This is a genomic window from Streptomyces sp. NPDC104307 (genome assembly GCF_055584045.1).
In genome coordinates this window covers 53,320-78,665 of the sequence record NZ_JBVJMU010000027.1, presented here as the reverse complement: position 1 = coordinate 78,665, position 25,346 = coordinate 53,320, and the positions used below count along the sequence as shown (strand labels likewise).

The following is a 25,346-nucleotide window of genomic DNA, read 5'->3' as shown; positions in this document are numbered from 1 at the left end:
ACCACCCGCACCACCCGTACAGACAGAGAAGGGACCCCCGTGTCAGACCTGCGACTCGGCGTCATCGGACTCGGCCTGCGCCGTTCCATCGCGATGTCCGCCCACCACCCCGGACAGGGTTCGGCGATCACCGCCGTCTGCGACCTCGACCCCGAGGTGCGCAGCCGCGAGGCCGAGCGCTTCGGTACGGATGTCGCGGTCGAGGACTACAAGCTGCTCCTCGGCCGGGACGACATCGACGCGGTCATCGTCGCCACCCCGGACGACACCCACGAGGTCATCGCCATCGACGCCCTGCGGGCGGGCAAGGCGGTCTTCGTCGAGAAGCCGCTCGGCATCACCGTCGAGAGCTGTGACAACGTCCTGCGCGCCGCGTACGAGACCGGGTCCCGGCTCTACGTCGGCCACAACATGCGGCACATGGGTGTCGTGCGGCTGATGCGCGACATCATCGCCCGCGGCGACATCGGTGAGCCCAAGGCCGTCTGGGTACGCCACTTCGTGGGCTACGGCGGCGACTACTACTTCAAGGACTGGCACGCCGACCGGACCCGGACCACCGGTCTGCTGCTCCAGAAGGCCGCGCACGACATCGACGTGCTGCACTGGCTGGCCGGCGGCTACACCCGGCGCGTCAACGCGCTGGGCGACCTGCTGGTCTACGGCGACCTGCCGCGGCGCGAGCCGGACACCCCGCGCCCGGACAACTGGCTGCGCGAGTTCGACTGGCCGCCGACCGCCCGCAAGGACCTGCACCACATCGTGGACGTCGAGGACGTCTCCGTGATGAACATGCAGCTCGACAACGGCGTGGTCGCCGCCTACCAGCAGTGCCACTTCACCCCTGACTACTGGCGCAACTACACCGTCATCGGCACCGAGGGACGGCTGGAGAACTTCGGTGACAGCCCCGGCGACGAGGTCAAGGTCTGGAACTCCGGCCCCAGCGGCTACCGCGCGGACGCCGACATCACCTACCGGGTGCCGGAGGCCAAGGGATCGCACGGCGGTGGGGACGTCCGGGTCATGGAGGAGTTCTGCCGGTTCGTGCGCGACGGGGGCGTCACCGACACCTCGCCGGTCGCCGCCCGGATGAGCGTCGCCGCCGGTGTGCTCGCGACCCGCTCGCTGCGTGAGGGCGGTGCGCCGTACGACGTGCCCGCCCTCGACCCCGAGCTGATCGAGTACTTCGAACGCGGTCAGGTCCGCTCCTGAGGATCTGACCGGGAAAGGCCGGACAGGGCCGTGCCACGGCGGCCCTGTCCGGCGGGTTTCACCGCACCACATGCACCACGGGCCTGCCCGGCACTCCTTGCCGGGCAGGCCCGTGGTGCACGCACGAGCACCGATCCCCACTCTCTCCATCAGAGGCAGGTACCACGCGTGACCCTGCGCCACATGTTCCACGCTCTCGCCACCACAGCCGCGGCGGCCGCCCTCGCCCTGGTCGGCACGGCCGCGCCCGCGCACGCCGCGGACGACATCGGGACGACCCCCGGCACCTACACGCGCTACTCCTTCTCCGGTGAGCCGGAGCTGACCGAGGTCAGCTGGTCCACCACCGTCCTGCACGACCCCGGGTACCGGGCCAACGTGTTCTGGAGCCACCAGTTCGGTTTCGACCAGGGCAACGGCGCCTACGTCGGGATGCAGTCCAACGGGGGCTCGAAGCGCACGCTCCTCTTCTCGGTCTGGGACGTCTCCGAGGCGAAGGCGGGCTCCGCCGGAAGCTGGTGCCAGGGCTTCGGCGGCGAGGGCGAGGGGATGAGCTGCCGACTGCACCTCGACTGGACCGCCGGTCACCGCTACACGTTCCGGATCGCGGCGGAGGGCGACGGCTGGTTCGGCGCCACCGTCGCGGACACCGCCACGGGTGCCTCGTACAAGCTCGGCAGCATCAAGACGCCCGCCACGGTCATCTCGCCGACCGGGATGGTCGACTGGACCGAGTACTTCGAGTGGAACGACTCCCGCGCCACCTGCTACGACCAGCCGTTCAGTGACGCCCGCTTCGGCGTGCCGACCGGTAATGGCGGCACGGTCACCGGCGCGGTCGCGTCCACGACCAACAACGGCAACGCCTGTGCGTCCATGACGCGCACGGACACCGCGAAGCGTGCCTCCGTCCAGAACCTGGCGGTCGGCAACTCGGTACGGGGCTCGGTGACCGGGCCCGGCGGCAAGTGCCTCACCGCCGAGGGCGGTGTCGCCGACGGCGCGCTCGCCGGGCTGCGCGCCTGCAAGGACCGAAAGACCCAGTCCTGGGTGCGCGCCGCCGACGGCTCGCTGCGGCTGCCGTCCGACTACTGCCTGACCCCCGAGGGCAAGGGCAACGGCGCGGCTGTACGGGTGCGCGACTGCGCCGGTACGGGCACGGGCGGAGCGGTCACCGACACCGCGCGGCAGTGGACGTACGACGAGTCCACGTACGCCCTCGTCAACAAGGGGTCCGGCCGTTGTCTGGCCGCCACCGGCAGCGGCAAGGAACTGAAGCTCCAGAACTGCGCGGCGGGCGCGGAACAGCGGTGGAGCGTTCCCGCCACCTACTAAATTCTGGGCACGTCCGGGCCATGGTCCCCGGCGCACCGCTTCGATGCGGTGCACCGGGGACCATGGCATCTGTTTTCAGCCATGCTCGGTGGGTAATCGGCCTCTTCCGGTTTGACGGCCGCTCACTGCGTCATGGCGAAGTGGGAATCATCGGCCGGGCTGTATCCACCCGTTCATCCCGATAATCCCGTAAGGCGGGCAGCTCAGTCGCTCTCGTACGGTCACCGATCAGCCGTTCCGGGTGGAACGAAACGTTGATTTCAAGCCAGTAAGTGGTTGCTGTGTCCGATTTCGAACGCGCGACCGGAAACCGGTCGGCATAATCGCGTGCATGTCGATCACGGGTGGGCACGTCGTAGACCTGGGCCGAGGCCTGCACGCATGGCTCCCGCCGAAGCGGGGCTGGGGGCTGGCCAACTGCGGCCTCCTCGTCTCGCCCCGGGGCGCGCTCTGGATCGACACCCCCTACGACCCGGTACTGGCGGGACAGTTCCTGGCCGAGAGCACGAAACTGCTGCCCGCGGGCGTCACCGTCGACCGGGTGATCGTCACGCACGCCAACGGCGACCACTTCTGGGGCGCGGGCGTGCTCCCCGACGCGGAGATCATCGCGACCCGCGAGGCCCGGGACCACATCCACTACGAGCCCACCCCGAAGCAGCAGCACGCCCTGGTCAACGGCGACGACCCGGCTGGGCCGCTCGGCGCCTACCTCGGCCGCCACTTCGGCTTGTTCGACTGGTCGCGGACCGAACCGGTCCAGCCGACCACCTACTTCACCGGCGAGCTCGAACTGACCCTGGGGGAGTACCCGGTCCGGATCACCGCCCTGCCGCCCGCGCACACCACCGGCGACCTGATGGTCCACCTGCCGGCCCAGAGCGCCGTGTTCAGCGGCGACATCATCTTCTCCTCGACACCCGGGCAGCCGGGCGACCACCCGATCCACTGGGCGGGCCCGCTGAGCAACGTGATCGCCGCCTGCGAACAGGTGCTGGCCACCGGAGCCGAGACGATCGTGCCGGGCCACGGGCCGGTCCTCGACCGGGCCGGGGTACGCGACCACATCGCCTATCTGGAGTACGTACGGGAGCGGGCGCACGCCCTCCACGCCGCCGGGGTGCCCGCACCGGAGGCGGCCCGCCGGGTGATCGGCGAGGGCCGCCACCCCGAACTCGGTCTCCCCGAGCGGCTGCTCGTGACCATCGGCAGCGAGTACCGGCAGCTCGACGGCTCGGAAATGCCGGGCGTGCTCCAGGTGATGACCGACGTGGCCGTGCTCGCCCAGGAAGTGGAGCGGGAAGTCGAGCAGGGAGCGGAGCGGGAAGCCGGGCAGCGAGCAGAGCAGGCCCGTGAGCCCGCGGGTGCGCTGGAGTGAGCGCCCGGCCCGCCGCACAGGCCGGGCCACCCGCCCGGCCCCCGGGCCGGGCCGACCGTCCGGTCCTCCGCCGCCGCCCCGGCCGGAGGACCGGCCCGACGACAGAAACGCGGTAACGGCATGGGATGGATCGTGGCGGTGATCGCCGTCGTGGCCGCCGTGGCGGCGACGGCGCGCTCGTACGGGTCCGGCCGCTCGGAACAGCTCGCCGTGGCCCACGCCGAGCTGACCGAACGGCAGATGAAGGCCGCGGAGGCCCGTACCGCCGCGCTCGTCGAAGAGATCCGGCAGCTGGCCCACCGACGCATCCCGGCCGCCGCGGTCGCACTCTCGCACGCCAGCGCCCAGGTCCCCGGACTGCGGGAGGCGGCCGAGGTGGACGGCGAGGCCGCCCGGCTGCTCACCGAGGCCGTGCAGGCGGCCAGGACCGCCGTCATCGAGGAGCGGCAGCGCGTCGACGCGGCAGCCCGCGCGGCGATGCGCGGCACCTCGGCCAAGATCCAGTCGCTGCTCAACCAGTCCCAGCAACTGCTGCACGAGCTCCAGCACGAGTACGACGACCCGCGCATCCTGCAACTGGACTTCCGCAACGAACTGGCCCTGCGCCGGACCCAGTCCACCGCCGTGCTCTGCGACGCCTGGCCCGGACTGGCCCGGCAGAACTCCCCGCTCATCGAGATCGTGCTCGGGGCCCAGTCCCGCGTCGCCGGCTACGAGCGCATCAAGGTGGCCAACCACCTGCGCGAGGAACGGATCGCGCTCGCCGCCAGGGCTGCGGAACCCCTCGCGATCGCCCTCGCGGAACTGCTCGCCAATGCCACCGCGTACTCCCACCCCGACACCGACGTGACGGTGACGCTCCAGCAGAGCGGCGGCCGGGGCGCGTTCCTGGTCGTCGACGACGCGGGCATCGGCATGGACGAGGACGCGCTCGACCGGGCCCGCGCACTGCTGGCAGGCCCCTCCGAGGTGCTCCTGACCGAGCTGGGCGACCCGCCGCAGACCGGCTTCGCGGTCGTCGGCCGGCTCGTGACGCAGTACGGCTTCCACTGCCACATCGAGGCCTCGCCGTTCGGCGGCATGCGGACCATCCTGCGCGTCCCCGCACATCTGCTGACCGTGCTGAAGGAGGACCGGACCCTCTCCGCCCTGGCCCCGGCGCCCGTATCGGCACAGGCCGCCCCGGCCGAGGAGGCCGCCCCCGCCGCCCCAGCCGCGCCCGCGCAGGAACCGCCGAGGGCGAATCCCGTCGCGGAACCGGCCGGACTGCCCAGCAGACGGCGGCGCGCACCCCGGCCGGCCGCGGCCCCGGCCCCCGCAGCCGTCCCGGCCGCCGGACAGGTGCCCCGTACACCGGAGCAGGCGGAGTCTTCCTGGGCGGCCCTCCAACAGGGCACCCTCAACGGCAGGAGTGTCGCCGGGCGGGCCCCCGCACCGGAACCGGACGGCCACGACCACCTGGGCGACCAGGACGACCAAGGAGACGACGAGACGTGAGCGCCCCCAGCCCCACCACCGGCGACCTCGCATGGGTGCTGACCCCGCTGCTGGAGCTGCCCGGAGTCCAGCATGCCGTGGTCGCCACCGGTGACGGCCTCATCGAGGGCGCCTCACCCGGCCTCGACCGGGCTTCCGGCGAGCGGGTCGCCGCGATGACGGCCACGCTGCACGCCGCGGCGCGCGCCTTCACCACGGCGTTCACCGACGCCGAGGGGCCGAAACTGGCCCAGACGGTCGTCGAATCCGATCTGGGCTTCGCCGTCGTCGTACCGGCGGGGAACAACACCACGCTCGCCCTCTTCGCCGAACCCGGCGCCAAGCTCGGTGACATCGCCTATCAGATGCAGGTGCAGGTCACCGCGCTGACCCGGGCGATGCACGCGCCCGCCCGCCAACCGGACACCACCGCCCGGCCATGAGCTCCGGACCGGGACGCCGTCTGATCCCCGCCTATCTGGTCACCGGCGGCCGGTCCCGGCCCGTCGGCCCCGCGCTCGACCGGCTCGCCGTGCTCGTACGCACCGATACGGCCCTGCCCCCGGACACCGGCTCGGAACAGCGCAGGCTGTGCGAACTGCTGGCACCGGGCGCCCTCACCGTCGTCGAGTGCGCGGCCCATCTGGACCTGCCGGTCAGCGCCACCGTATTCCTGGCCACGGACCTCGCGGCCGCCGGACTTCTGCTCACCCGACCGCCGATACCCAGTGCCGGGGAGATCGACCGGTCGCTCGTCGAGAGGCTGCTCGTTGGACTCCGCTCCCTCCACTGACCGGACCGGCGTCGGCTATCTGCCGACGGCCGCCCGGACCCTGATGAAGATCGTCGTCACGGGTCCCTTCGGCGTGGGCAAGACGACCCTGATCCGTACGCTCTCCGAAATAGCCACCCTCCATACGGAGGAGGCGATGACCCAGTCCAGCACCCTGCTCGACGACACCGCCGGGCTCCCCGACAAGACCACCACCACGGTCGCCATCGACTTCGGACGTCTCACCGTCCTGGACGACCTGGTGCTCTACCTGTTCGGCACACCCGGCCAGCAGCGGTTCCTGCCGCTGTGGGAGGACATCGCGCGGGGCGCGCTCGGCGCGCTCGTCCTGGTGGACACCCGGCGGCTCGGTGACTCCTTCGCGGTCATGGACATGGTGGAGGAGCAGGGGCTGCCGTACGCCGTCGCCGTCAACCGCTTCCCCGACGCGCCCGCCCACAGCGACGAGGTGCTGCGCAAACACCTCGACCTCGCTCCCGGGACCCCGCTGATCCAGTGCGACGCCCGGGAACGGCGCGGCAGCATCGACGCCCTGATCGCGCTGGCCGAACACGTGCTGACCCGACTGCCGCGACCCGAGGACCCGTCATGACCCTGTTCGTACAGCCGCCGCAGCCCGTCGCGCTGTACGGCCCCGACTTCGCGGCCGACCCGCACGGCCACTACCGCAGGCTGCGCGAAGAAGGCCCGCTGACACCGGTCCGGATCGCGCCCGGCGTGGAGGCGATGCTGGTCACGGACTACCAGGCGGCCGTCGACCTGCTCCGCGACACCCACACCTTCAGCAAGGACCCCCGCGACTGGCAGGCGACCGCCCCGCCGGACTCGCCGGTGCTGCCCGTGCTCGGCCACCGCCCCACCGCGCTGTTCAGCGACGGCGACGAGCACACCCGCTACCGCGAAGCCATCAACGACAGCCTCGCGCTGATCGAACCGCACATCCTGCGGGCGGAGGTGGCCAGGGCCGCCCAGCAGCTCATCGGGGAGTTCGCCGCCACCGGCACCGGCGACCTCATCGCCCAGTACGCCGCACGGCTTCCGCTGCACGTCTTCGTCACCTGGTTCGGCGTCGCCCCCGCCGAGGGCGAACGGATCGTCGACGGCATCGGCGGCATGATGAACTCGGCCCGGGGCGCCACCGAGGCGTACGCCGACCTCGTCGACGTCGTCACCCGGCTCGTCGCCGACCGGCGCGCCCGGCCGCGCCGCGATCTGACCTCTTACCTGCTCGCACATCCGGCCCGTCTCGACAACGACGAGACGGTGAGTCAGATCGCGCTGGTGATGAGCGCGGGCCACGACCCCACGACCAACCTGATCGGCAACTCCATCCTGCACATGCTCACCGACGAGCGGTACGCGGGCTCGCTGCACGGCGGAGCGATGACGGCGCACGAGGCGATCAACGAGGTCCTGTGGCAGGAACCGCCGATCGCCAACCTCGCCGCGCACTACCCGCGCCACGACACCGAGTTCCACGGGGTACGGCTGCACGCCGGACAGCTGATCCTGGTCTCCTTCGGCGCCGCCAACACCCAGTCCGCGGCGGACACCCCGCAAGAAGGGGTCCGCTCCGGGGCCAGCGCCCACCTCGCCTGGTCGGCGGGGCCGCACCGGTGCCCCGCGAAGCAGCCCGCGCTGCTCATCGCGATGACCGCGATCGAACAGTTCACCAGCCAGCTGTGCGATGCGGAACTCACCGTGCCGGTCAGCGAACTGCTGTGGCGGCCCGGCCCGTTCCACCGGGCCCTGGCACACCTCCCGGTTCGCTTCACACCGCTCGACACGACCCCCGCCACCGGCCCGGACAAGGTCTCCGCGACCGCCTCCGGCAGACTTCCGAAGGTGTCGATCGGGTCCTGAACCGTGTCGCTGGTAGGCCGAACGGGTGAGGGGCGAGAGAATTGCCCGATGAACAGTGAGCGCAGCCGGCGCAACGCCGAACGATGCACAGACGGAGTGGTCCGGTGAGCAGGTACGACAGGTATGACGTCACCGACGAGCAGTGGGAGGGACTGGCCCAGGTCGTACCACTGCGCAGCCGCAACGAGTGGCCCTCCCGGGTGGACCACCGGACGGTCCCGGAGGAGCGGGAGAGCGCCGAGCAGCGGCGCATGGTGGTGCTGCGGGTCCAGGTCTTCGCGGACGCGCGCGAGGTGGCCGAGTACCTGGTCGGACAGGTTCCGGTGCTGCTCGATCTGACCGGCGCCGAACCCGATGTGGCGAAGCGGATCCTGGACTTCACCAGCGGTGTCGTCTTCGGTCTCGGCAGCGGGATGCACCGGGTGGACCGGAACGTCTTCCTCCTGTCGCCCATCGGCATGGAGGTCGAGGGCGTGACGGCGGCGGGTGTGCCGGGGGCCTGAACCGGGTCGCGGTCTACCCCGCCGGGCGGCGTGCCATGCGGGCGGGGGAGGCCGTTCCTTCGATTGAAGGACGAGCGATCCGGAGGAACGGTTCGGCGGGGAGGCGGGTGCATACGGTCTTTGGCATGACCGCACCCAGCCTCCGCGCTGATCCTCCCCGTTCCGATGCACCGTGCGCTGATGCACCTTGCGCTGATCCGCCCCGCGGCGATCCGCCTTGCGCTGATCCGCCCCGCGCCGATCCTCCGCAGCCAGTCGGCTCCGACTCCGCCCGGTGGTCGAAGCGTTGTGCCGGCCCGGTCGTGACCGAGCTGCGGCTCTCCGCCTTCGCGGCGCACCGGGGCACGGTCGTGCCGCTGGCCCCGCTCACCCTCCTCGCGGGTCCCTCAGGCAGCGGTACGTCGAGTGTGCTGCGGGCCTACGAGGCGCTGTCCCGACTGGCCGAGGGGGCGCCGCTCGACGAGGTCTTCCCCGATCCGGCGGGGTGCGTGCCCGAAGGGGCCGAGGCCGACCGGCAGGGACGGCGCGGCTTCCGGATCGGGTGCACGGCGGACGGGCCGGCCGGCCCCGTCCGGCTCGAACTCGCCGTCCAGGCCGAGCCCACCTTGCGGATCGTCGGGGAGCGGCTGACCCTGGCCGGGGTGACCCTGCTCAGCACCGCGCTTCGCGATCCGGATCAGCCGACGCTCCAGGCGGCCTGGCACACCGACGACGAGCTTCCGGTGACGCGGGAACGGCTGCCGGACGACCGGCTCGGCACGGCCCTGCTGCCCTTGCGGGTCGCGGGCCGGACGCCGGGCCAGCTGCAGGTGCTGGCCGCCGCCGAACAATTGGTGGTCGCTCTGCGCCCGGCCTTCGCCTGCGAACCGAGGCCTCATCGGATGCGGACACCGGTGCCGCCGGGCGAGGGCCGGCTCCGCCGCGACTGCGGAAACCTCGCGGCGGTTCTGCACGCCGAGTACAACGGGCGAGGGGCCGCGCGTGGACGTGAGCGCGGCGATGGGGGCGGGCCCGGGGCCGGGTACGGGTACGGGTACGGGTACGGGGCCGGGAGCGGGTACGGGGCCGGAAACGGGTACGTGTACGGGCGACGTCATGCCCGGCTGGTCGCGCTGGCGGATGCCGGGTGCGCCCGTCCGGTGACCGGGCTCCGCGTCGAGCGGTTCGGGGACGGGCAGGTCCGCGCGGTCCTGGCCAGGGGCGACGGACCCGGCACACCGCTGGAACGGCTCGGTGACGGCGAACTGCGGTACCTGGCACTGGGCGTGGCCCTGCTCATGGGCCCCGGGGCGGACCCGGCGGATGCCGGCTCCGAGGTGCCGGCGGCCCTGCAGACCCGCACGGTGCTGGCCGACGGGTTCGACCGCGACCTGGACGGGCGGCAGAGCCGGGAGCTGCTGACCGAGGCGGCCTCCGCGGTGGCCGGCGGCCGGGTCCGGCTGCTCGGCACGGTGACGGAGGCGGGTGCCGCACGGGCCCGGGGGACGGCGGGAGCGACGGTGGTAGACCTGGAACCGTGACAGAACTCGACGTACCCGCCCTGCAACGACGACTCGCCGCCTTCGCGGCCGCACGCGACTGGGAGCAGTACCACACCCCGAAGAACCTGGCGTCGGCGCTCAGCGTCGAGGCATCCGAACTCATGGAGATCTTCCAGTGGCTGACGCCGGACCAGTCGGCCCGCGTGATGGAGGATCCCGCTTCCGCGCACCGGGTCTCGGACGAGGTCGCTGATGTCCTCGCCTATCTGCTGCAGTTCTGCGCGGTACTGGACATCGACCCGCTCGCGGCGCTGGCGGCCAAGATCGAGCGGAATGAGGCGCGGTTCCCGGTCACGAAGGGCCCGGATACAGCCGATCGTCACTCTTCGGAGTGATCGACTTATTCACAGTCGACAAGGTGTCCACAGATTTCCGAAATCCTCTGGCTTTCCGGTACCACCACCCTCACTGTGGGTAATGAAAGAGGTGAGCGGGTTTTCGTACCGAACGGGGGCAACACATGGAAGCGGAGCGGTTGGTAGCGGTCATCAGGCAGGCGCTGGCCCGGAGCAGGGGCACGCCGGACATCATCGCCGAGGCCTGGCAGGCCCAGGCTCTGGCGCAGGCGGTCGGAAGCAGACTGGCGGCGAGCGGCCCCAAGGAGTTACGGGGCGAGGCGGGAGGCCTCAGCGAGATCGGCGGAAGAAGCAACGGGGCACTGGACCACCCGGCGGCGCGGGCCGGGGTGGCCAGGGCGGCCCAGCTCTCCGAGGTGGCTGACCCGCGCTCCGCGCTGACGGGGCTGGGCGCGCTGCTGGGGGAGGTGGGGATCGCCCTGGTCGGGGTGGCGTGCGAGACGGATGAACAGGGCCTGTACTGGCAGTGCATGGAGGCGATCGACGCCGCCGACGAGTCGACGGACCGGGTCCATGGAATGCTCCGGCTCCTCGATGAACGGGACCGTGAGCGGCGGGAGGATCTGGAGCGCAGCAGGGAGCGGGACGGCCCCCATGGAGTGCTGCACGGACCGGCGGGTCCGGCTGCCGGCCGGCCCTGATCCGCCCCCGTGTCGGGGACGATCCGGACACCGCGGCGGCGAATGGAGGCGGGAGAGGGGCGGGCGGAGCCCGGGGGTGCAGGATGGATCCATGGATCTTCGAATCTTCACCGAGCCCCAGCAAGGGGCGAGCTACGACACCCTGCTCACCGTCGCCAAGGCGACGGAGGACCTCGGCTTCGACGCCTTCTACCGCTCCGACCACTATCTGCGCATGGGAGGGGGCGACGGTCTCCCCGGCCCGACGGACGCCTGGATCACCCTCGCCGGGCTGGCGCGCGAGACCAAGCGGATCCGCCTCGGCACGCTGATGACGGCGGGGACGTTCCGGCTGCCCGGCGTGCTCGCCATCCAGGTGGCACAGGTCGACCAGATGTCCGGCGGCCGGGTCGAACTGGGCCTGGGAGCCGGCTGGTTCGAGGATGAGCACAAGGCGTACGGCATTCCGTTCCCGCAGGAGAAGTTCGGCCGGCTGGAGGAGCAGCTGGCGATCATCACCGGGCTGTGGTCGACAGAGGTCGGCAAGACGTTCAGTTACGACGGCACCTACTACCAGCTCACCGACTCGCCCGCACTGCCCAAGCCGGCCCAGGCCAAGGTGCCGGTACTGATCGGCGGGCACGGCGCGAAGCGCACGCCGAGGCTCGCCGCCCAGTACGCCGATGAGTTCAATATCCCCTTCGCCGGTCTGGAGGACAGCGAGCAGCAGTTCGGCCGGGTCAGGGAAGCGGCCGCGGCGGCGGGCCGGGGACCGGACGACCTGGTGTACTCCAACGCCCTGGTCGTCTGTGTCGGCAAGGACGATGCCGAGGTCGCGCGCCGTGCCGCCGTCATCGGGCGGGACGTGTCGGAGCTGAAGGCGAACGGCCTGGCGGGCTCGCCCGCCGAAGTGGTCGAAAAGATCGGCCGGTTCGAGGCGATCGGAGCTTCGAGGATCTACCTCCAGGTGCTGGACCTCGACGACCTGGACCACCTGGAGCTGATCTCGTCGCAGGTCCAGTCCCAGCTGACCTGAGACCGGAGGAGCACCTGTGCAGCCCGCCCGCGACGCCCGCGATCCCGGCCGTGACGCCTACGCATCCGGCGCCTTCGGCCGGCCGTTCGCCGGGACGCCGTCCCGGCCCCTCGCGGCCGCCCTCGCGGCGGGGACGGTCCTGCTCGACGGCGGCCTCTCCAACCAGCTGGAGTCGCAGGGCTGCGATCTGTCCGACGCGCTGTGGTCCGCCCGGCTGCTCGCCGATGGGCCCGAGCAGATCGAACAGGCGCACACGGCGTATGTGCGGGCGGGTGCGCAGGTCCTGATCACCGCCAGTTATCAGGCGAGTTTCGAGGGGTTCGGGCGGCGCGGGACCGGGCGGGCGGAGGCCGCCGCGCTGTTCGCCCGCAGTGTGGAGCTGGCGCGGCGGGCGGCCGCTTCGGTGGCGCGGGATGTGTGGGTCGCCGCCTCGGTCGGCCCGTACGGGGCGGTGACGGCGGACGGCGCCGAGTACCGGGGCCGGTACGGGCTCTCGGTCCGGGAGCTGGAGCGCTTCCACCGCCCCCGGATCGAGGCGCTGGCCGCCGCAGGGCCCGACGCGCTGGCACTGGAGACGGTGCCGGACACCGATGAGGCGGAGGCGCTCCTGCGGGTCGCGGAGGGGACCGGGCTGCCGGTCTGGCTCTCCTACACCGTGGCGCGCGGGGAGACCAGGGCGGGACAGTCGCTGGAGGAGGCGTTCGGTCTCGCGGCGGGGTACGGACGGGTGGTGGCGGCCGGGGTGAACTGCTGCGATCCGGCCGAGGCGGACCTCGCGGTGCGGACGGCCGCGGCGGTGACCGGGAAGCCGGTCGTGGTCTACCCGAACAGCGGGGAGCACTGGGATGCCGGAAGACGGGGATGGACCGGAGGCGCCACGTTCGATCCCAGCCGGGTCCGGGCCTGGCAGGCGGCGGGTGCCCGGCTGGTCGGAGGCTGCTGCCGGGTCGGCCCGGACACCATCGGGGAGCTGGCCGCGCAGCTCGCCGCACCGTCGGCGAACCACCGGGAAGGAGGGCGGGAAGAACCGGAGCCGGGCTGAAATTGCCTGGTGGGAGGGGACGATCCGGACCATACTCGGACGCGTGTTCCTGACGATCAGCACAACCGGCAACCCGGAGCGTCCCGCCACCGATCTCGGATTCCTGCTGCACAAGCATCCCGAGAAGGCGCAGACGTATTCCACCTCCCACGGCACCGCGCACGTCTTCTATCCCGAGGCGTCCGCGGAGCGCTGCACGGCGGCGCTGCTGCTGGAGGTGGACCCCGTGGCGCTGGTGCGCAAGGGCAAGGGCAAGGGCCGGGGCGGTGCCCCCGACGCGGCACTCGCCCAGTACGTCAACGACCGCCCGTACGCGGCGTCCTCGCTGCTGTCCGTCGCGATGAGCACCGTCTTCAAGTCCGCGCTGAGCGGTACCTGCCGGGCGATGCCCGAGCGGGCGGAGGAGACGATGCCGCTGCGGATCGAGGTGCCCGCACTGCCGGCCCGTGGTGGTGCCGAGCTGGTGCGGGCGCTCTTCGGCCCGCTCGGCTGGTCGCGGGTGGACGCGGTGGCCGTACCGCTGGACGAGCGGTTCCCCGAGTGGGGGGACTCGCGGTACGTACGGCTCGTGCTGGAGGGCGAGTTGCGGCTGGCGGACGCGCTGCGGCAGTTGTACGTCCTGCTGCCGGTGCTCGACGACGCGAAGCACTACTGGGTGTCGCCGGACGAGGTGGACAAGCTGCTGCGCGCCGGTGAGGGCTGGCTGGCGGACCACCCCGAGCAGAAGCTGATCACCAGCCGTTATCTGGCCCGGCGCTGGGGGCTGACGAGGCAGGCGATGGAGCGGCTGGAGCTGGTCCGGCTCGCGGAGTCGGACGACCTCGACGTCGAGAGCGTCGACAACGCGGTCGACGAGACGACCGACACGGAGGAGCGGCCGGTGCCGCTCGCGGAGCAGCGGCGGACCGCGATCCTGGCCGCGTTGAACGGTGCCGGAGCGAGCCGGGTGCTCGACCTGGGCTGCGGACAGGGCCAGTTGGTGCAGGCGCTGCTGAAGGACGTGCGTTTCACGGAGATCGTCGGGGTCGACGTCTCGATGCGCGCCCTCACCGTCGCCTCCCGGCGGCTGAAGCTGGACCGGATGGGGGAGCGGCAGGCCGCTCGCGTGACGCTCCAGCAGGGCTCGCTCACGTACACGGACAAGCGGCTCAAGGGGTACGACGCGGCGGTGCTCAGCGAGGTCATCGAGCATCTCGACCTGCCTCGGCTGCCCGCGCTGGAGTACGCGGTGTTCGGCTCGGCCCGGCCCCGCACCGTCCTGGTGACCACGCCGAACGTCGAGTACAACGTCCGCTGGGAGACGCTCCCGGCCGGGCACGTCCGGCACGGCGACCACCGCTTCGAATGGACCCGGGCCGAATTCCGGGACTGGGCGGGCGAGGTGGCCCGCCGGCACGGGTACGGGGTGGAGTTCGTGCCCGTCGGACCCGATGACCCGGAGGTGGGGCCGCCCACCCAGATGGCCGTGTTCACCATGACCACGGCCGACGAGAAGGAGAAGGAGGCGAAAGCCGCATGAGCGGGACCAACGACAGCACCGGTGACAACACCAGTGACAGCACCAGCCGGAGCGCCCCGCGCGTCCTGCCGGTGACCGACCTCTCCCTCGTGGTCCTCATCGGGGCGAGCGGCTCGGGCAAGTCCACCTTCGCCCACCGGCACTTCAGGCCGACCGAGATCATCTCCTCGGACTTCTGCCGGGGCCTGGTCGCCGACGACGAGAACGACCAGAGCGCCAGCGGGGACGCCTTCGACGTCCTGCACTACATCGCGGGCAAGCGGCTGGCCGCCGGGAGGCTGACCGTCGTCGACGCCACGAACGTCCAGCCCGAGAGCCGCCGGCAGCTGGTGAAGCTGGCCCGGGAACACGACGTGCTGCCCATCGCGATCGTCCTTGACCTGCCGGAGGAGGTCTGCCAGGCACGCAACGCCGCCCGCCCCGACCGGGCGGGCATGGGCCGCCATGTCGTCCAGCGCCACCGCCGCGAGCTGCGCCGCTCGCTGCGCGGGCTGGAGCGCGAGGGCTTCCGCAAGGTCCACATCCTGCGCACGGAGGAGGAGGCCGCCCACGCCGAAGTGGTGCGGGAGCGCCGCTACAACGACCTCCGCCACCTCACAGGCCCGTTCGACATCATCGGTGACATCCACGGCTGCAGCTCCGAGCTGGAGACGCTGCTCGGCGAACTCGGCTACGCGGACGGGGCGCACCCCGAGGGGCGCACCGCGGTCTTCGTCGGAGACCTCGTCGACCGCGGACCCGACAGCCCGGGTGTGCTGCGCCGCGTGATGTCGATGGTGTCGGACGGCAACGCGCTCTGCGTGCCCGGCAACCACGAGAACAAGCTCGGCCGCTACCTCAAGGGCCGCAAGGTCCAGCAGACCCACGGACTCGCGGAGACCATCGAGCAGCTGGAGCGGGAGGACAGCAAGGACCCGGAATTCCGCAAGCGGGTCGGTGAGTTCATCGACGGGCTCGTCAGCCACTACGTGCTGGACGGCGGCAAGCTGGTCGTCTGCCACGCCGGGCTGCCGGAGAAGTACCACGGGCGTACCTCCGGAAGGGTCCGCTCGCACGCGCTGTACGGCGACACCACGGGTGAGACCGACACGTTCGGTCTGCCGGTGCGCTACCCGTGGGCGGAGGACTACCGGGGCCGGGCCACGGTCGTCTACGGCCACACCCCCGTGCCCACCACCTCCTGGGTCAACAACACCATCTGCCTGGACACCGGCGCCGTCTTCGGCGGGAAGATGACGGCGCTGCGCTGGCCGGAGCGTGAACTGGTCGACGTACCGGCCGAGCGGGTCTGGTACGAGCCGGCGAAGCCGCTGGCCACCGAGGCGCCGGGCGGCCACGAGGGCCGTCCGCTGGACCTCGGCGACGTGCGGGGCCGGCGGATCGTGGAGACCCGGCACATGGGCCGGATCGCGGTGCGCGAGGAGAACGCGGCAGCCGCGCTGGAGGTCATGAGCCGGTTCGCCGTCGACCCCCGGTTGCTCGCCTACCTGCCGCCGACCATGGCGCCGACGGCCACCTCGAAGGAGGAGGGCTATCTGGAGCACCCGGCCGAGGCGTTCGCGCAGTACCGGGCGGACGGGGTGACCAGGGTCGTGTGCGAGGAGAAGCACATGGGCTCGCGGGCGGTGGCCCTGGTCTGCCGGGACGCCGACGTGGCGCGGGAACGCTTCGGGACGGGGGGCGCCGCCTCCGCCGCCGCGGGAGAGGGCGGCCCGACGGGCGCCCTGCACACCCGCACCGGACGCCCGTTCCTGGACGACGCCGCGGTGACCGAGGTGGTCCTCGGCCGGCTGCGCGCCGCCGTCACCGCCGCCGGGCTGTGGGAGGAGTGGGACACCGACTGGGTGCTGCTGGACGCCGAGCTGATGCCCTGGTCCCTCAAGGCGGCCGGACTGCTCCGCTCGCAGTACGCGGCGGTCGGCGCCGCGTCCGGTGCCGTCTTCCCCGCGGCACAGGCCGCCCTCGCGGCAGCGGCGGAGCGCGGCATCGACGTCGGCGCGCTCGCGGACCGGCAGCGCGGCCGGGCCGAGGACGCGGCCGCGTTCACCGAGGCCTACCGCCGTTACTGCTGGAGCACCGAGGGGCTGGACGGAGTGCGGCTGGCACCGTTCCAGGTCCTCGCGGTGCGGGGCCGCTCGCTCGCCACCGTTCCCCACGACGAGCAGCTGGGCTGGCTGGACCGGCTGGTGGAGCACGACCCCACGGGGCTGCTCCAGGTGACCCGGCGGCTCGTCGTCGACACCGCGGACGAGGCGTCGGTGCGCTCCGGCATCGACTGGTGGCGGGAGATGACGGGCCGGGGCGGCGAGGGCATGGTGGTCAAGCCGCTCGGCGCGTTCGCCAGGGACGACAAGGGGCGCCTGGTCCAGCCGGGCATCAAGGTGCGCGGCCGGGAGTACCTGCGGATCATCTACGGACCGGAGTACACCCGCCCGGAGAACCTGGAGCGGCTGCGCGGCCGGTTCCTCGGCCACAAGCGCTCGCTCGCCCTGCGCGAGTACGCCCTGGGGCTCGAAGCCCTGGACCGGCTGGCCGGTGGCGAGCCGCTGTGGCGGGTGCACGAGGCGGTGTTCGCGGTGCTGGCGCTGGAGTCGGAGCCGGTGGACCCCCGCCTGTAGTGCCGCTGAGCCTTCGCCTGTAGTGCCGGTGGTTCCCCGCCGTTGGTGACGGTCCGGGCGGGAACCGGCAGGCGATTCGCCGGGTGAACGGCGCTCCGCGCGGTGAGGATGTGGGTATGGGATTCCACGTCGACTCCGAGGCCGGGCGGCTGCGCCGCGTCATCCTGCACCGCCCCGGTCTGGAACTGAAACGGCTCACCCCGAGCAACAAGGACGCGCTGCTCTTCGACGACGTGCTCTGGGTGCGCCGGGCCCGCCAGGAGCACGACGGGTTCGCGGACGTGCTGCGCGACCGCGGAGTGGAGGTGCATCTCTTCGGCGACCTGCTCCAGGAGTCGCTGGAGATCCCGGTGGCCCGGCGCCTCGTCCTGGACCGGGTCTTCGAGGAGAAGGAGTACGGCCCGCTCGCCACCGAACACCTGCGGGCCGCCTTCGAGGAGCTGACCGCCGCCGAGCTCTGCGAGGCGCTGGTCGGCGGGATGACCAAAAGGGAGTTCCTGGAGCGGCACCGCGAACCGACCTCGGTCCGCTTCCACGTCATGGACCTGGACGACTTCCTGCTCGGGCCGCTGCCGAACCACCTCTTCACCCGTGACACCTCGGCCTGGATCTACGACGGGGTGTCCATCAACGCCATGCGCTGGCCGGCCCGGCAGCGCGAGACCGTCCACTTCGAGGCGGTCTACGGTCACCATCCGCTCTTCACCGGCCCCGACGCGGGCGCCTTCCACCACTGGTCGCAGGGGCAGGACGACTACCCCTCCACCATCGAGGGCGGCGACGTCCTGGTCATCGGCCGGGGCGCCGTCCTCATCGGGATGAGCGAGCGCACCACTCCGCAGGCGGTGGAGATGCTGGCCCGCGGGCTCTTCGACGCCGGTTCCGCCCGGACGATCGTGGCGCTCGACATGCCCAAGAGCCGGGCCTTCATGCACCTCGACACGGTGATGACGATGGTCGACGGGGACACCTTCACCAAGTACGCGGGCCTGGGCATGCTCCGCTCGTACACCATCGAACCGGGAGACGGCCCGCGTGATCTCAAGGTCACCGACCATCCGCCCGAGCACATGCACCGCGCGATCGCGGAGGCGCTGGGGCTGGACTCGATCCGGGTCCTCACCGCCACCCAGGACGTACACGCCGCCGAGCGCGAGCAGTGGGACGACGGCTGCAACGTGCTGGCCGTCGAACCGGGCGTCGTCGTCGCCTACGAGCGCAACGCCACCACCAACGCCCACCTGCGCAAGGAGGGGATCGAGGTCATCGAGATCCGAGGCAGCGAACTGGGCCGGGGCCGGGGCGGGCCCCGCTGCATGAGCTGCCCCGTGGTGCGCGATCCGGTGTAGCGCGGGGCCGACGGGAGGCGCCCCGAACGCCCTGTATAGCGATGCATTGCATCGTATAGACTTCCAGGGTTACCGTATGCGTCCCCCGCCCGACCCAGGAGCAGTCACCATGGCCATAGACCTCGCAGGCCGCCACTTCGTCAAGGAGCTGGACTTCACGGCCGAGGAGTTCCGCGGCCTGATCGACCTGGCCGCCGAGCTGAAGGCCGCGAAGAAGGCGGGGACCGAGGTACAGCGGCTGCGCGGCCGGAACATCGCGCTGATCTTTGAGAAGACCTCGACCCGTACCCGGTGTGCGTTCGAGGTGGCCGCCGCCGACCAGGGTGCGGCCACCACGTACCTCGACCCGTCCGGCTCCCAGATGGGGCACAAGGAATCGGTGAAGGACACCGCGCGCGTCCTGGGCCGGATGTTCGACGGGATCGAGTACCGGGGCGACAGCCAGGCGGCCATCGAGGAGCTGGCGGAGCACGGCGGGGTGCCGGTCTTCAACGGACTCTCCGACGACTGGCACCCCACCCAGATGCTCGCCGACTACCTCACCATGACCGAGCACAGCACGAAGCCGCTGGAGCGGATCGCCTTCGCCTACCTCGGTGACGCCCGGTTCAACATGGGTAACTCCTACCTGGTCACCGGCGCCCTGCTGGGCATGGACGTGCGGATCGTCGCGCCGAAGGCCTACTGGCCCGCCGACGGGATCGTCGCGGAGGCCCGCAGGCTCGCCGAGGCAAGCGGGGCGACCGTCACGCTCACCGAGGACATCGCCGAGGGTGTGCGCGGCGCCGACTTCATCGCTACCGACGTCTGGGTCTCGATGGGGGAGCCCAAGGAGGTCTGGGACGAGCGCATCACCGCCCTCGCGCCGTACGCCGTCACCATGGACGTCCTGCGGGCCAGCGGAAACACCGACGTGAAGTTCCTGCACTGCCTCCCGGCCTACCACGACCTGGGCACCAAGGTGGGGCGGGAGATCCACGCCCGGCACGGTCTGACCGAGCTGGAGGTCAGCGACGAGGTCTTCGAGTCGGCGCACTCGGTCGTCTTCGACGAGGCGGAGAACCGGATGCACACGATCAAGGCGGTGCTGGTCGCGACGCTGGCCGGGCGCTGATCGGTACAGACCGCATGTTCATGCGCTCAATTGGGTGAATATGCGCATGGGTGCCTATCATGGTCCCATTGGTGGGGTTCGAGCTCGCACGCTCGAACCCCATTTTCGTGCGCCCCACCGGCCCCCCACGGCCCCGGCGCACCTCCCCCCCGCATGCACCACCAGAGATGAGAACAGCCCCGTGAGCCCCCTGCGTCTGCCCGGACCGCCGTACCGCGTCAAGGACCCCCACCAGCTGATCGCGGAGTCGGGAGCCGACCTGGAGGGGCACGGCCTCAAACGCACCATGGGGCTCTTCCAGCTGGTGTGCTTCGGAGTCGGCGCCGTCGTCGGCACCGGCATCTTCGTCGGCCTCTCCGACAGCGTGGCCGAGGCGGGCCCGGCCGTCGTGCTGTCCTTCGTCCTCGCCGCGATCACCTGCATCTTCACCGCCTTCTCCTTCGCCGAGCTGGGCAGCGCCATCCCGGTGTCCGGCAGCTCGTACTCCTTCGCCTACGCCACCCTCGGCGAACGCGTCGCCTTCCTCGTCGGCTGGTGCCTGCTCCTGGAGTACGGGGTATCCGTCTCCGCCGTAGCGGTGGGCTGGAGCCAGTACGTCAACGAGCTGCTCGACAGCCTCTTCGGACGGCAGCTGCCCGCCGCGCTCTCCTCCGGACCCGGTGACGGCGGCGTGATCAACCTGCCCGCGGTCATCGTCGTCATGATGGCCGCCACCCTGCTGGTGCGGGGCATCCGGGAAAGCGCCGGAGCCACCGCCGCGATGGCGGTCCTCAAGATCACCGTCCTGGTGATGTTCTGCGCCATCGCCTTCACCGCCTTCGAGCACGGCAACCTCACCCCGTTCGCGGCGCACGGCGCGGGCGGGGTCACCGCCGGGGCGTCGCTGGCGTTCTTCTCGTACATCGGGTTCGACGCCATCACCACCGCGGGCGAGGAGGTCAAGAACCCCCGGCGCAACATCCCGGTCGCGATCATGATCTGCATCGGCCTGGTCACGCTGCTCTACTGCGCGGTCGCCCTCGCCGCCATCGGCGCCCTCGGCCCGGACGCCGTCTCCGACAAGCCGGCCGCGCTCTCGCTGATCGTCGACCGGGTCACCGGCTCGACGGTCGGCGGCGGGATCATCGCCTTCGGGGCGATCGTCGCCATCGCCTCGGTCGTCCTCGCGGTGATGTACGGGCAGACCCGCATCCTCATGTCGATGTCGCGCGACGGCCTGGTCCCGAGGGTCTTCGAACGGGTCTCGCCGCGCACCTCGACGCCGGTCGCCAACACCTGGATCGTGGCCACCGTCTTCGCCGTCCCCGCCGCCTTCTCCTCACTCGACGTGGTGGTGAACCTGACGACCATCGGCACGCTCGCCACCATGGTCGCGGTCAACATCGCGGTGATCGTGCTGCGCCGCCGCAATCCCGAGGTGCGGGGCGCCTTCCGGATCCCGCTCCACCCGGTCGGTCCGCTCCTCGGTGTCGGCTTCTGCGTCTACCTGATGTACGGGACCGGCTGGACGACCTGGGCGCAGTTCGCGGTGTTCCTCGCGGCCGGCGCTGTGCTGTACGCCTGCTACGGCCGAAGCCGGTCACGGCTGGCGGGCCGGACCGGGACCTGATCCGTACGAGACGCGTCAGCCCGATCCGTACGAGGCGCCTCAGCCTGATCCGTACGAGGCGCGCGTCGGTCCGTACGTCCGTCAGTCCACCGGGCCGGCCTGGGACGGCAGGGTGAACCACACCGCCTTGCCCCCTTCCGTCGTGCGGTGACCGCAGGACGAGCTGAGGGTCCGGATCAGCAGCAGCCCCCGGCCGTGCTCCTGCCAGAGGTCCGGCTCGCTGCCGGGGCCGGGGCGGGAGAGATCGCCCGGCGGCGCGGGATCGCGGTCGTGCACTTCCACCTGGCAGCCGGTCGGCAGCAGCTCCACCACCAGCTCGACCGGCTCGTCGCCCGGGGTGTGCTCCACCGCGTTCGCGACCAGTTCGGCGGTGAGGAGTTCGGCGGTGTCGCTGTCCGCCGAGGCCTCGATGTCCGCCAGCGCCGTACGGATCAGGGCGCGCGCGATCGGCACGGCCGCGGCTGTGTGCGGCAGCGCGATCCGCCAGGAGGCGGGGGCGGGGACATCGGGCGGCACGGCGGGGGGTTCCATTCGGAGTCGAAACGTTCCTGGAACGCATTGCTTCCTGGTTCAACCGTACGAAGCATCGCGGCTCGGACAAGGGGCTGTCGACCGGTACGAAGGGGGACTTTCGTCACTGCGTTCCCCGCTCCACGTGTCCGAGGCCTCACACTCCGCGTCAGCTATCGCGTACTCGTGACGGAAGTCACGTACGAGTGATAAATTCGGGGCAAGCAGCAGCCCGACGGCTGAAGGGGACCACCCTCCATGAGCCCGTTTCCCAGCTCCGCACCACGTACGGAGAACTGGCGCCACCTCCGGGTCACGACGCGCGACGGGGTCGCCACCGTCACTCTGGCCCGCCCAGAGAAGCTCAACGCGCTGACCTTCGGCGCCTACGCGGACCTGCGGGACCTGCTGGCCGAGCTGTCCAGGGAGCGTTCCGTGCGGGCCCTGGTGCTGGCCGGTGAGGGGCGCGGCTTCTGCTCCGGCGGCGACGTGGACGAGATCATCGGGGCCACCCTCGCGATGGACACCGCCCAGCTCCTGGACTTCAACCGGATGACCGGCCAGGTGGTACGGGCCCTGCGCGAATGTCCCTTCCCCGTCGTCGCGGCCCTGCACGGAGTTGCCGCGGGCGCGGGCGCCGTCCTCGCGCTGGCCGCCGACTTCCGGATCGCGGACCCGACGGCCAAGTTCGCCTTCCTCTTCACCCGCGTCGGGCTCTCCGGCGGCGACATGGGCGCCGCCTATCTGCTGCCCCGGGTGGTCGGCCTCGGCCACGCCACCAGACTCCTGATGCTCGGCGACCCCGTCCGCGCATCCGAGGCGGAACGCATCGGGCTGATCAGCGAACTGACCGAGGAGGGCCGCGCAGACGAGCGGGCCGGGGAGCTGGCGCGCCGCCTCGCGGACGGCCCCGCGCTCGCCCTCGCCCAGACGAAGGCGCTGCTCACCGCCGAACTCGACATGCCACTCGCCGCCGCCGTCGAGATGGACGCCGCCACCCAGGCCCTGCTGATGCACGGCGAGGACTACGCCGAGTTCCACGCCGCCTTCACCGAGAAGCGGCCGCCGAAGTGGCAAGGCCGGTGACCGTCTCCGGCACCGGGGACCCGAAGGGCCCGCACCGTATCGCCGTCATCGGCGGCGGCCCCGGCGGGCTCTACGCCGCGGCGCTGCTCAAGCGGCTCGGCCCGGAGCGCGAGATCACCCTCTGGGAGCGCAACGCCCCCGACGACACCTTCGGCTTCGGCGTCGTCCTCTCCGACGAGACGCTCGGTGGCATCGAACACGCCGACCCCACGGTCCACCGCGCGCTCCAGAAGGAGTTCGTCCGGTGGGACGACATCGACATCGTCCACCGGGGCCACACCCAGACCTCCGGCGGCCACGGATTCGCCGCGCTCGGCCGCCGCCGCCTCCTGGAAATCCTGCACGAACGCTGCGCCTCCCTCGGGGTGCGGCTCCGCTTCCGCACCCAGGCCCCGCCCGCCGCCGAACTCGCCGCCTCCCACGACCTGGTCATCGCCGCCGACGGGGTGCACAGCGCCACCCGCGAGGCCCACGCCGACAGCTTCGGCCCCCGCGTCAGCGACCACCGCTGCCGCTACATCTGGCTCGCCGCCGACTTCGCCCTGGACGCCTTCCGCTTCGAGACGGCCGAGACCGCGTACGGCGTCATGCAGCTGCACGGCTACCCGTTCTCCCCGGACGCCTCCACCGTCATCGTCGAGATGCGCGAAGAGGTCTGGCGGGCCGCCGGATTCGACACCTGCGAAGTGGCCGAGTCGATCCGGCACTGCGCCACGATCTTCGACGCCGCGCTCGGCGGCCGGCCGCTGCGCTCCAACAACTCCTCCTGGCTCACCTTCAGCACCGTCGTCAACGCCCACTGGTCGCACGGCAACACGGTCCTCATCGGTGACGCGGCCCACACCGCGCACTTCTCCATCGGCTCCGGCACCAAACTCGCCGTGGAGGACGCCCTCGCGCTCGCCGCCTGCGTCGAGGAGCAGCCCGGACTGTCAGAGGCACTCGCCGCGTACGAGAACGAGCGCCGCCCCGTCGTCGAATCGACCCAGCGCGCCGCCGCGGCCAGCCTGCGCTGGTTCGAGGAGCTGGGGACGTACGTCGACCAGCCGCCCCGCCAGTTCGCGTTCAACCTCCTCACCCGCAGCCGCCGCGTCACCCACGACAACCTGCGGCTGCGCGACTCCTCCTTCACCGCCGCCGTCGAGGAGGAGTTCGGCTGCCCGCCCGGCACCCCGCCGATGTTCACCCCGCTGCGGCTGCGCGGACTCGAACTGCGCAACCGCGTCGTCGTGTCACCCATGGACATGTACTCGGCAACCGACGGCGTCCCCGGCGACTTCCACCTCGTCCACCTGGGCGCGCGGGCGCTCGGCGGCGCCGGGCTGGTCATGACGGAGATGGTCTGCGTCAGCCCCGAGGGGCGCATCACCCCAGGCTGCACCGGTCTCTACGACGAGCGACAGGCCGCTGCCTGGAGCCGGATCACCGACTTCGTGCACACCGGATCGCCCGGCACCGCCATCGGCGTCCAGCTCGGCCACTCCGGCCGCAAGGGCTCCACCAAGCTCATGTGGGACGGCATCGACCAGCCGCTCGACGCGGGCAACTGGGCCCTGATGGCCGCCTCCCCGATCCCGTACGCACCAGGGGTCAGCCAGCTCCCGCACGCCCTGGACCGGGCCGGACTCGACGCCGTGCGCGGGCAGTTCGCGGACGCCGCCCGCCGCGCCGACGCCTGCGGATTCGACCTCCTGGAACTGCACTGCGCCCACGGCTACCTGCTCTCCGGCTTCCTCTCGCCCCTCACCAACCGGCGCACCGACCGCTACGGCGGATCACTGGAGAACCGGCTCCGCTTCCCGCTGGAGGTCTTCGACACGGTCCGGGAGCTGTGGCCGGACGACCGCCCGATGACCGTCCGGATCTCCGCCACGGACTGGGCCGAGGGCGGCACCACGGCCGAGGACGCCGTCGGGATCGCCCGCGCGTTCGTCGCGCACGGCGCCGACGCCATCGACGTCTCCACCGGGCAGGTCGTCCCCGGCGAGCAGCCCGAGTTCGGCCGCTCCTACCAGACCCCGTACGCCGACCGGATCCGCAACACCCTGTGCGTGCCCGTCATCGCGGTCGGCGCCATCTCCTCCTGGGACGACGTCAACTCCCTGCTGCTCGCGGGCCGCGCCGACCTCTGCGCCCTGGCCAGGCCCCACCTCTACGACCCGCACTGGACGCTGCACGCGGCGGCAGAGCAGGGCTACCCGGGACCGGGCGCGCCCTGGCCGCTCCCGTACCGCGCGGGCAGCCGCACCCCGCCGGCCGGCCGCACCGACGCACCGAAACCGCGGCTCACCCTGGGCTGAGCGGCGGTCAGCTGCTCGTTGCCCGTGCCTGGGCAGATGTCGATGACCATCGACCTTCGCCCCGCCCCGGAACGCCTTCGTGC

22 protein-coding genes are annotated in these 25,346 nt (G+C 71.7%); 21 read left to right on the top strand and 1 reads right to left on the bottom strand.

All coding sequences use genetic code 11. The features are described from left to right. Positions 1-39: 39 nt before the first annotated feature. The 19 genes from ACZ601_RS37905 (at position 40) to ACZ601_RS37815 (ending at position 21,367) form a co-directional block, all read left to right on the top strand. On the top strand, positions 40-1,215 hold the full coding sequence (locus ACZ601_RS37905) for a Gfo/Idh/MocA family protein (RefSeq protein ID WP_469546476.1): 1,176 nt from the start codon (positions 40-42) through the stop codon (positions 1,213-1,215). Positions 1,216-1,398: 183 nt separating this feature from the next. Next, on the top strand, positions 1,399-2,550 hold the full coding sequence (locus tag ACZ601_RS37900; protein ID WP_469546471.1) for an RICIN domain-containing protein: 1,152 nt from the start codon (positions 1,399-1,401) through the stop codon (positions 2,548-2,550). Between the two features lie 331 nt (positions 2,551-2,881). Then, on the top strand, positions 2,882-3,928 hold the full coding sequence (locus tag ACZ601_RS37895) for an MBL fold metallo-hydrolase (RefSeq protein ID WP_469546469.1): 1,047 nt from the start codon (positions 2,882-2,884) through the stop codon (positions 3,926-3,928). 120 nt (positions 3,929-4,048) lie between these two features. Then, positions 4,049-5,425 carry an ATP-binding protein gene (locus ACZ601_RS37890; RefSeq protein ID WP_469546466.1) on the top strand — a complete coding sequence of 459 codons (1,377 nt, stop codon included), beginning with the start codon at positions 4,049-4,051 and terminating at the stop codon, positions 5,423-5,425. Beyond that, complete coding sequence (locus tag ACZ601_RS37885) at positions 5,422-5,847, top strand: roadblock/LC7 domain-containing protein (protein WP_440574895.1); 426 nt, start codon at positions 5,422-5,424, stop codon at positions 5,845-5,847. Before ACZ601_RS37890 ends, ACZ601_RS37885 begins: the two co-directional genes overlap by 4 nt. Beyond that, entirely contained in the window at positions 5,844-6,197 is a 354-nt protein-coding gene (locus tag ACZ601_RS37880; protein WP_440574896.1) for a DUF742 domain-containing protein, read from the top strand. Before ACZ601_RS37885 ends, ACZ601_RS37880 begins: the two co-directional genes overlap by 4 nt. Further along, the gene (locus ACZ601_RS37875; RefSeq protein ID WP_073734776.1) at positions 6,175-6,789 is read left to right on the top strand and encodes a GTP-binding protein; all 615 of its coding nucleotides are present in this window, start codon (positions 6,175-6,177) and stop codon (positions 6,787-6,789) included. Before ACZ601_RS37880 ends, ACZ601_RS37875 begins: the two co-directional genes overlap by 23 nt. After that, positions 6,786-8,060: a cytochrome P450 family protein gene (locus ACZ601_RS37870; protein ID WP_469546461.1), complete on the top strand. Its 1,275-nt coding sequence runs from the start codon at positions 6,786-6,788 to the stop codon at positions 8,058-8,060. The genes ACZ601_RS37875 and ACZ601_RS37870 overlap by 4 nt, the downstream gene beginning before the upstream one ends. 104 nt (positions 8,061-8,164) lie before the next feature. Next, positions 8,165-8,563, top strand: coding sequence for a cell division protein SepF (locus ACZ601_RS37865; protein WP_073734778.1), 399 nt, complete (start codon positions 8,165-8,167; stop codon positions 8,561-8,563). 125 nt (positions 8,564-8,688) lie between these two features. After that, a complete protein-coding gene (locus ACZ601_RS37860; protein ID WP_469546456.1) occupies positions 8,689-10,083 on the top strand; it encodes an AAA family ATPase in 1,395 nt (464 codons plus the stop codon). Next, positions 10,080-10,439, top strand: a complete 360-nt coding sequence (locus tag ACZ601_RS37855; RefSeq protein ID WP_469546452.1) for a nucleotide pyrophosphohydrolase — start codon at positions 10,080-10,082, stop codon at positions 10,437-10,439. The genes ACZ601_RS37860 and ACZ601_RS37855 overlap by 4 nt, the downstream gene beginning before the upstream one ends. A gap of 125 nt (positions 10,440-10,564) precedes the next feature. Further along, positions 10,565-11,101 (top strand): DUF6099 family protein, encoded by a 537-nt coding sequence (locus tag ACZ601_RS37850; protein WP_469546449.1) that lies wholly within the window; start codon positions 10,565-10,567, stop codon positions 11,099-11,101. A gap of 91 nt (positions 11,102-11,192) precedes the next feature. Then, positions 11,193-12,116, top strand: a complete 924-nt coding sequence (locus ACZ601_RS37845; protein ID WP_469546445.1) for an LLM class F420-dependent oxidoreductase — start codon at positions 11,193-11,195, stop codon at positions 12,114-12,116. 16 nt (positions 12,117-12,132) lie between these two features. Further along, positions 12,133-13,158, top strand: a complete 1,026-nt coding sequence (mmuM, locus tag ACZ601_RS37840; RefSeq protein ID WP_469546442.1) for a homocysteine S-methyltransferase — start codon at positions 12,133-12,135, stop codon at positions 13,156-13,158. A gap of 43 nt (positions 13,159-13,201) precedes the next feature. Beyond that, positions 13,202-14,677, top strand: coding sequence for a 3' terminal RNA ribose 2'-O-methyltransferase Hen1 (locus ACZ601_RS37835; RefSeq protein WP_469546440.1), 1,476 nt, complete (start codon positions 13,202-13,204; stop codon positions 14,675-14,677). Continuing rightward, positions 14,674-17,295: a polynucleotide kinase-phosphatase gene (locus tag ACZ601_RS37830; RefSeq protein ID WP_469546439.1), complete on the top strand. Its 2,622-nt coding sequence runs from the start codon at positions 14,674-14,676 to the stop codon at positions 17,293-17,295. The genes ACZ601_RS37835 and ACZ601_RS37830 overlap by 4 nt, the downstream gene beginning before the upstream one ends. A 116-nt stretch (positions 17,296-17,411) precedes the next feature. Next, positions 17,412-18,644 (top strand): arginine deiminase, encoded by a 1,233-nt coding sequence (locus tag ACZ601_RS37825; protein ID WP_469546437.1) that lies wholly within the window; start codon positions 17,412-17,414, stop codon positions 18,642-18,644. A 109-nt stretch (positions 18,645-18,753) separates the two neighbouring features. After that, positions 18,754-19,758 carry an ornithine carbamoyltransferase gene (argF, locus tag ACZ601_RS37820; RefSeq protein ID WP_469546434.1) on the top strand — a complete coding sequence of 335 codons (1,005 nt, stop codon included), beginning with the start codon at positions 18,754-18,756 and terminating at the stop codon, positions 19,756-19,758. A gap of 181 nt (positions 19,759-19,939) precedes the next feature. After that, positions 19,940-21,367: an amino acid permease gene (locus ACZ601_RS37815; RefSeq protein WP_469546431.1), complete on the top strand. Its 1,428-nt coding sequence runs from the start codon at positions 19,940-19,942 to the stop codon at positions 21,365-21,367. A gap of 81 nt (positions 21,368-21,448) precedes the next feature. Here ACZ601_RS37815 and ACZ601_RS37810 read toward each other — a convergent pair whose 3' ends face one another. Continuing rightward, entirely contained in the window at positions 21,449-21,883 is a 435-nt protein-coding gene (locus tag ACZ601_RS37810; protein WP_469546513.1) for an ATP-binding protein, read from the bottom strand. 252 nt (positions 21,884-22,135) lie between these two features. Here ACZ601_RS37810 and ACZ601_RS37805 point away from each other — a divergent pair, with 252 nt between their 5' ends. Continuing rightward, entirely contained in the window at positions 22,136-22,963 is an 828-nt protein-coding gene (locus ACZ601_RS37805) for an enoyl-CoA hydratase family protein (protein ID WP_469546429.1), read from the top strand. Continuing rightward, complete coding sequence (locus ACZ601_RS37800; protein ID WP_469546427.1) at positions 22,948-25,263, top strand: bifunctional salicylyl-CoA 5-hydroxylase/oxidoreductase; 2,316 nt, start codon at positions 22,948-22,950, stop codon at positions 25,261-25,263. The genes ACZ601_RS37805 and ACZ601_RS37800 overlap by 16 nt, the downstream gene beginning before the upstream one ends. The last annotated feature ends 83 nt before the right edge of the window (positions 25,264-25,346 follow it).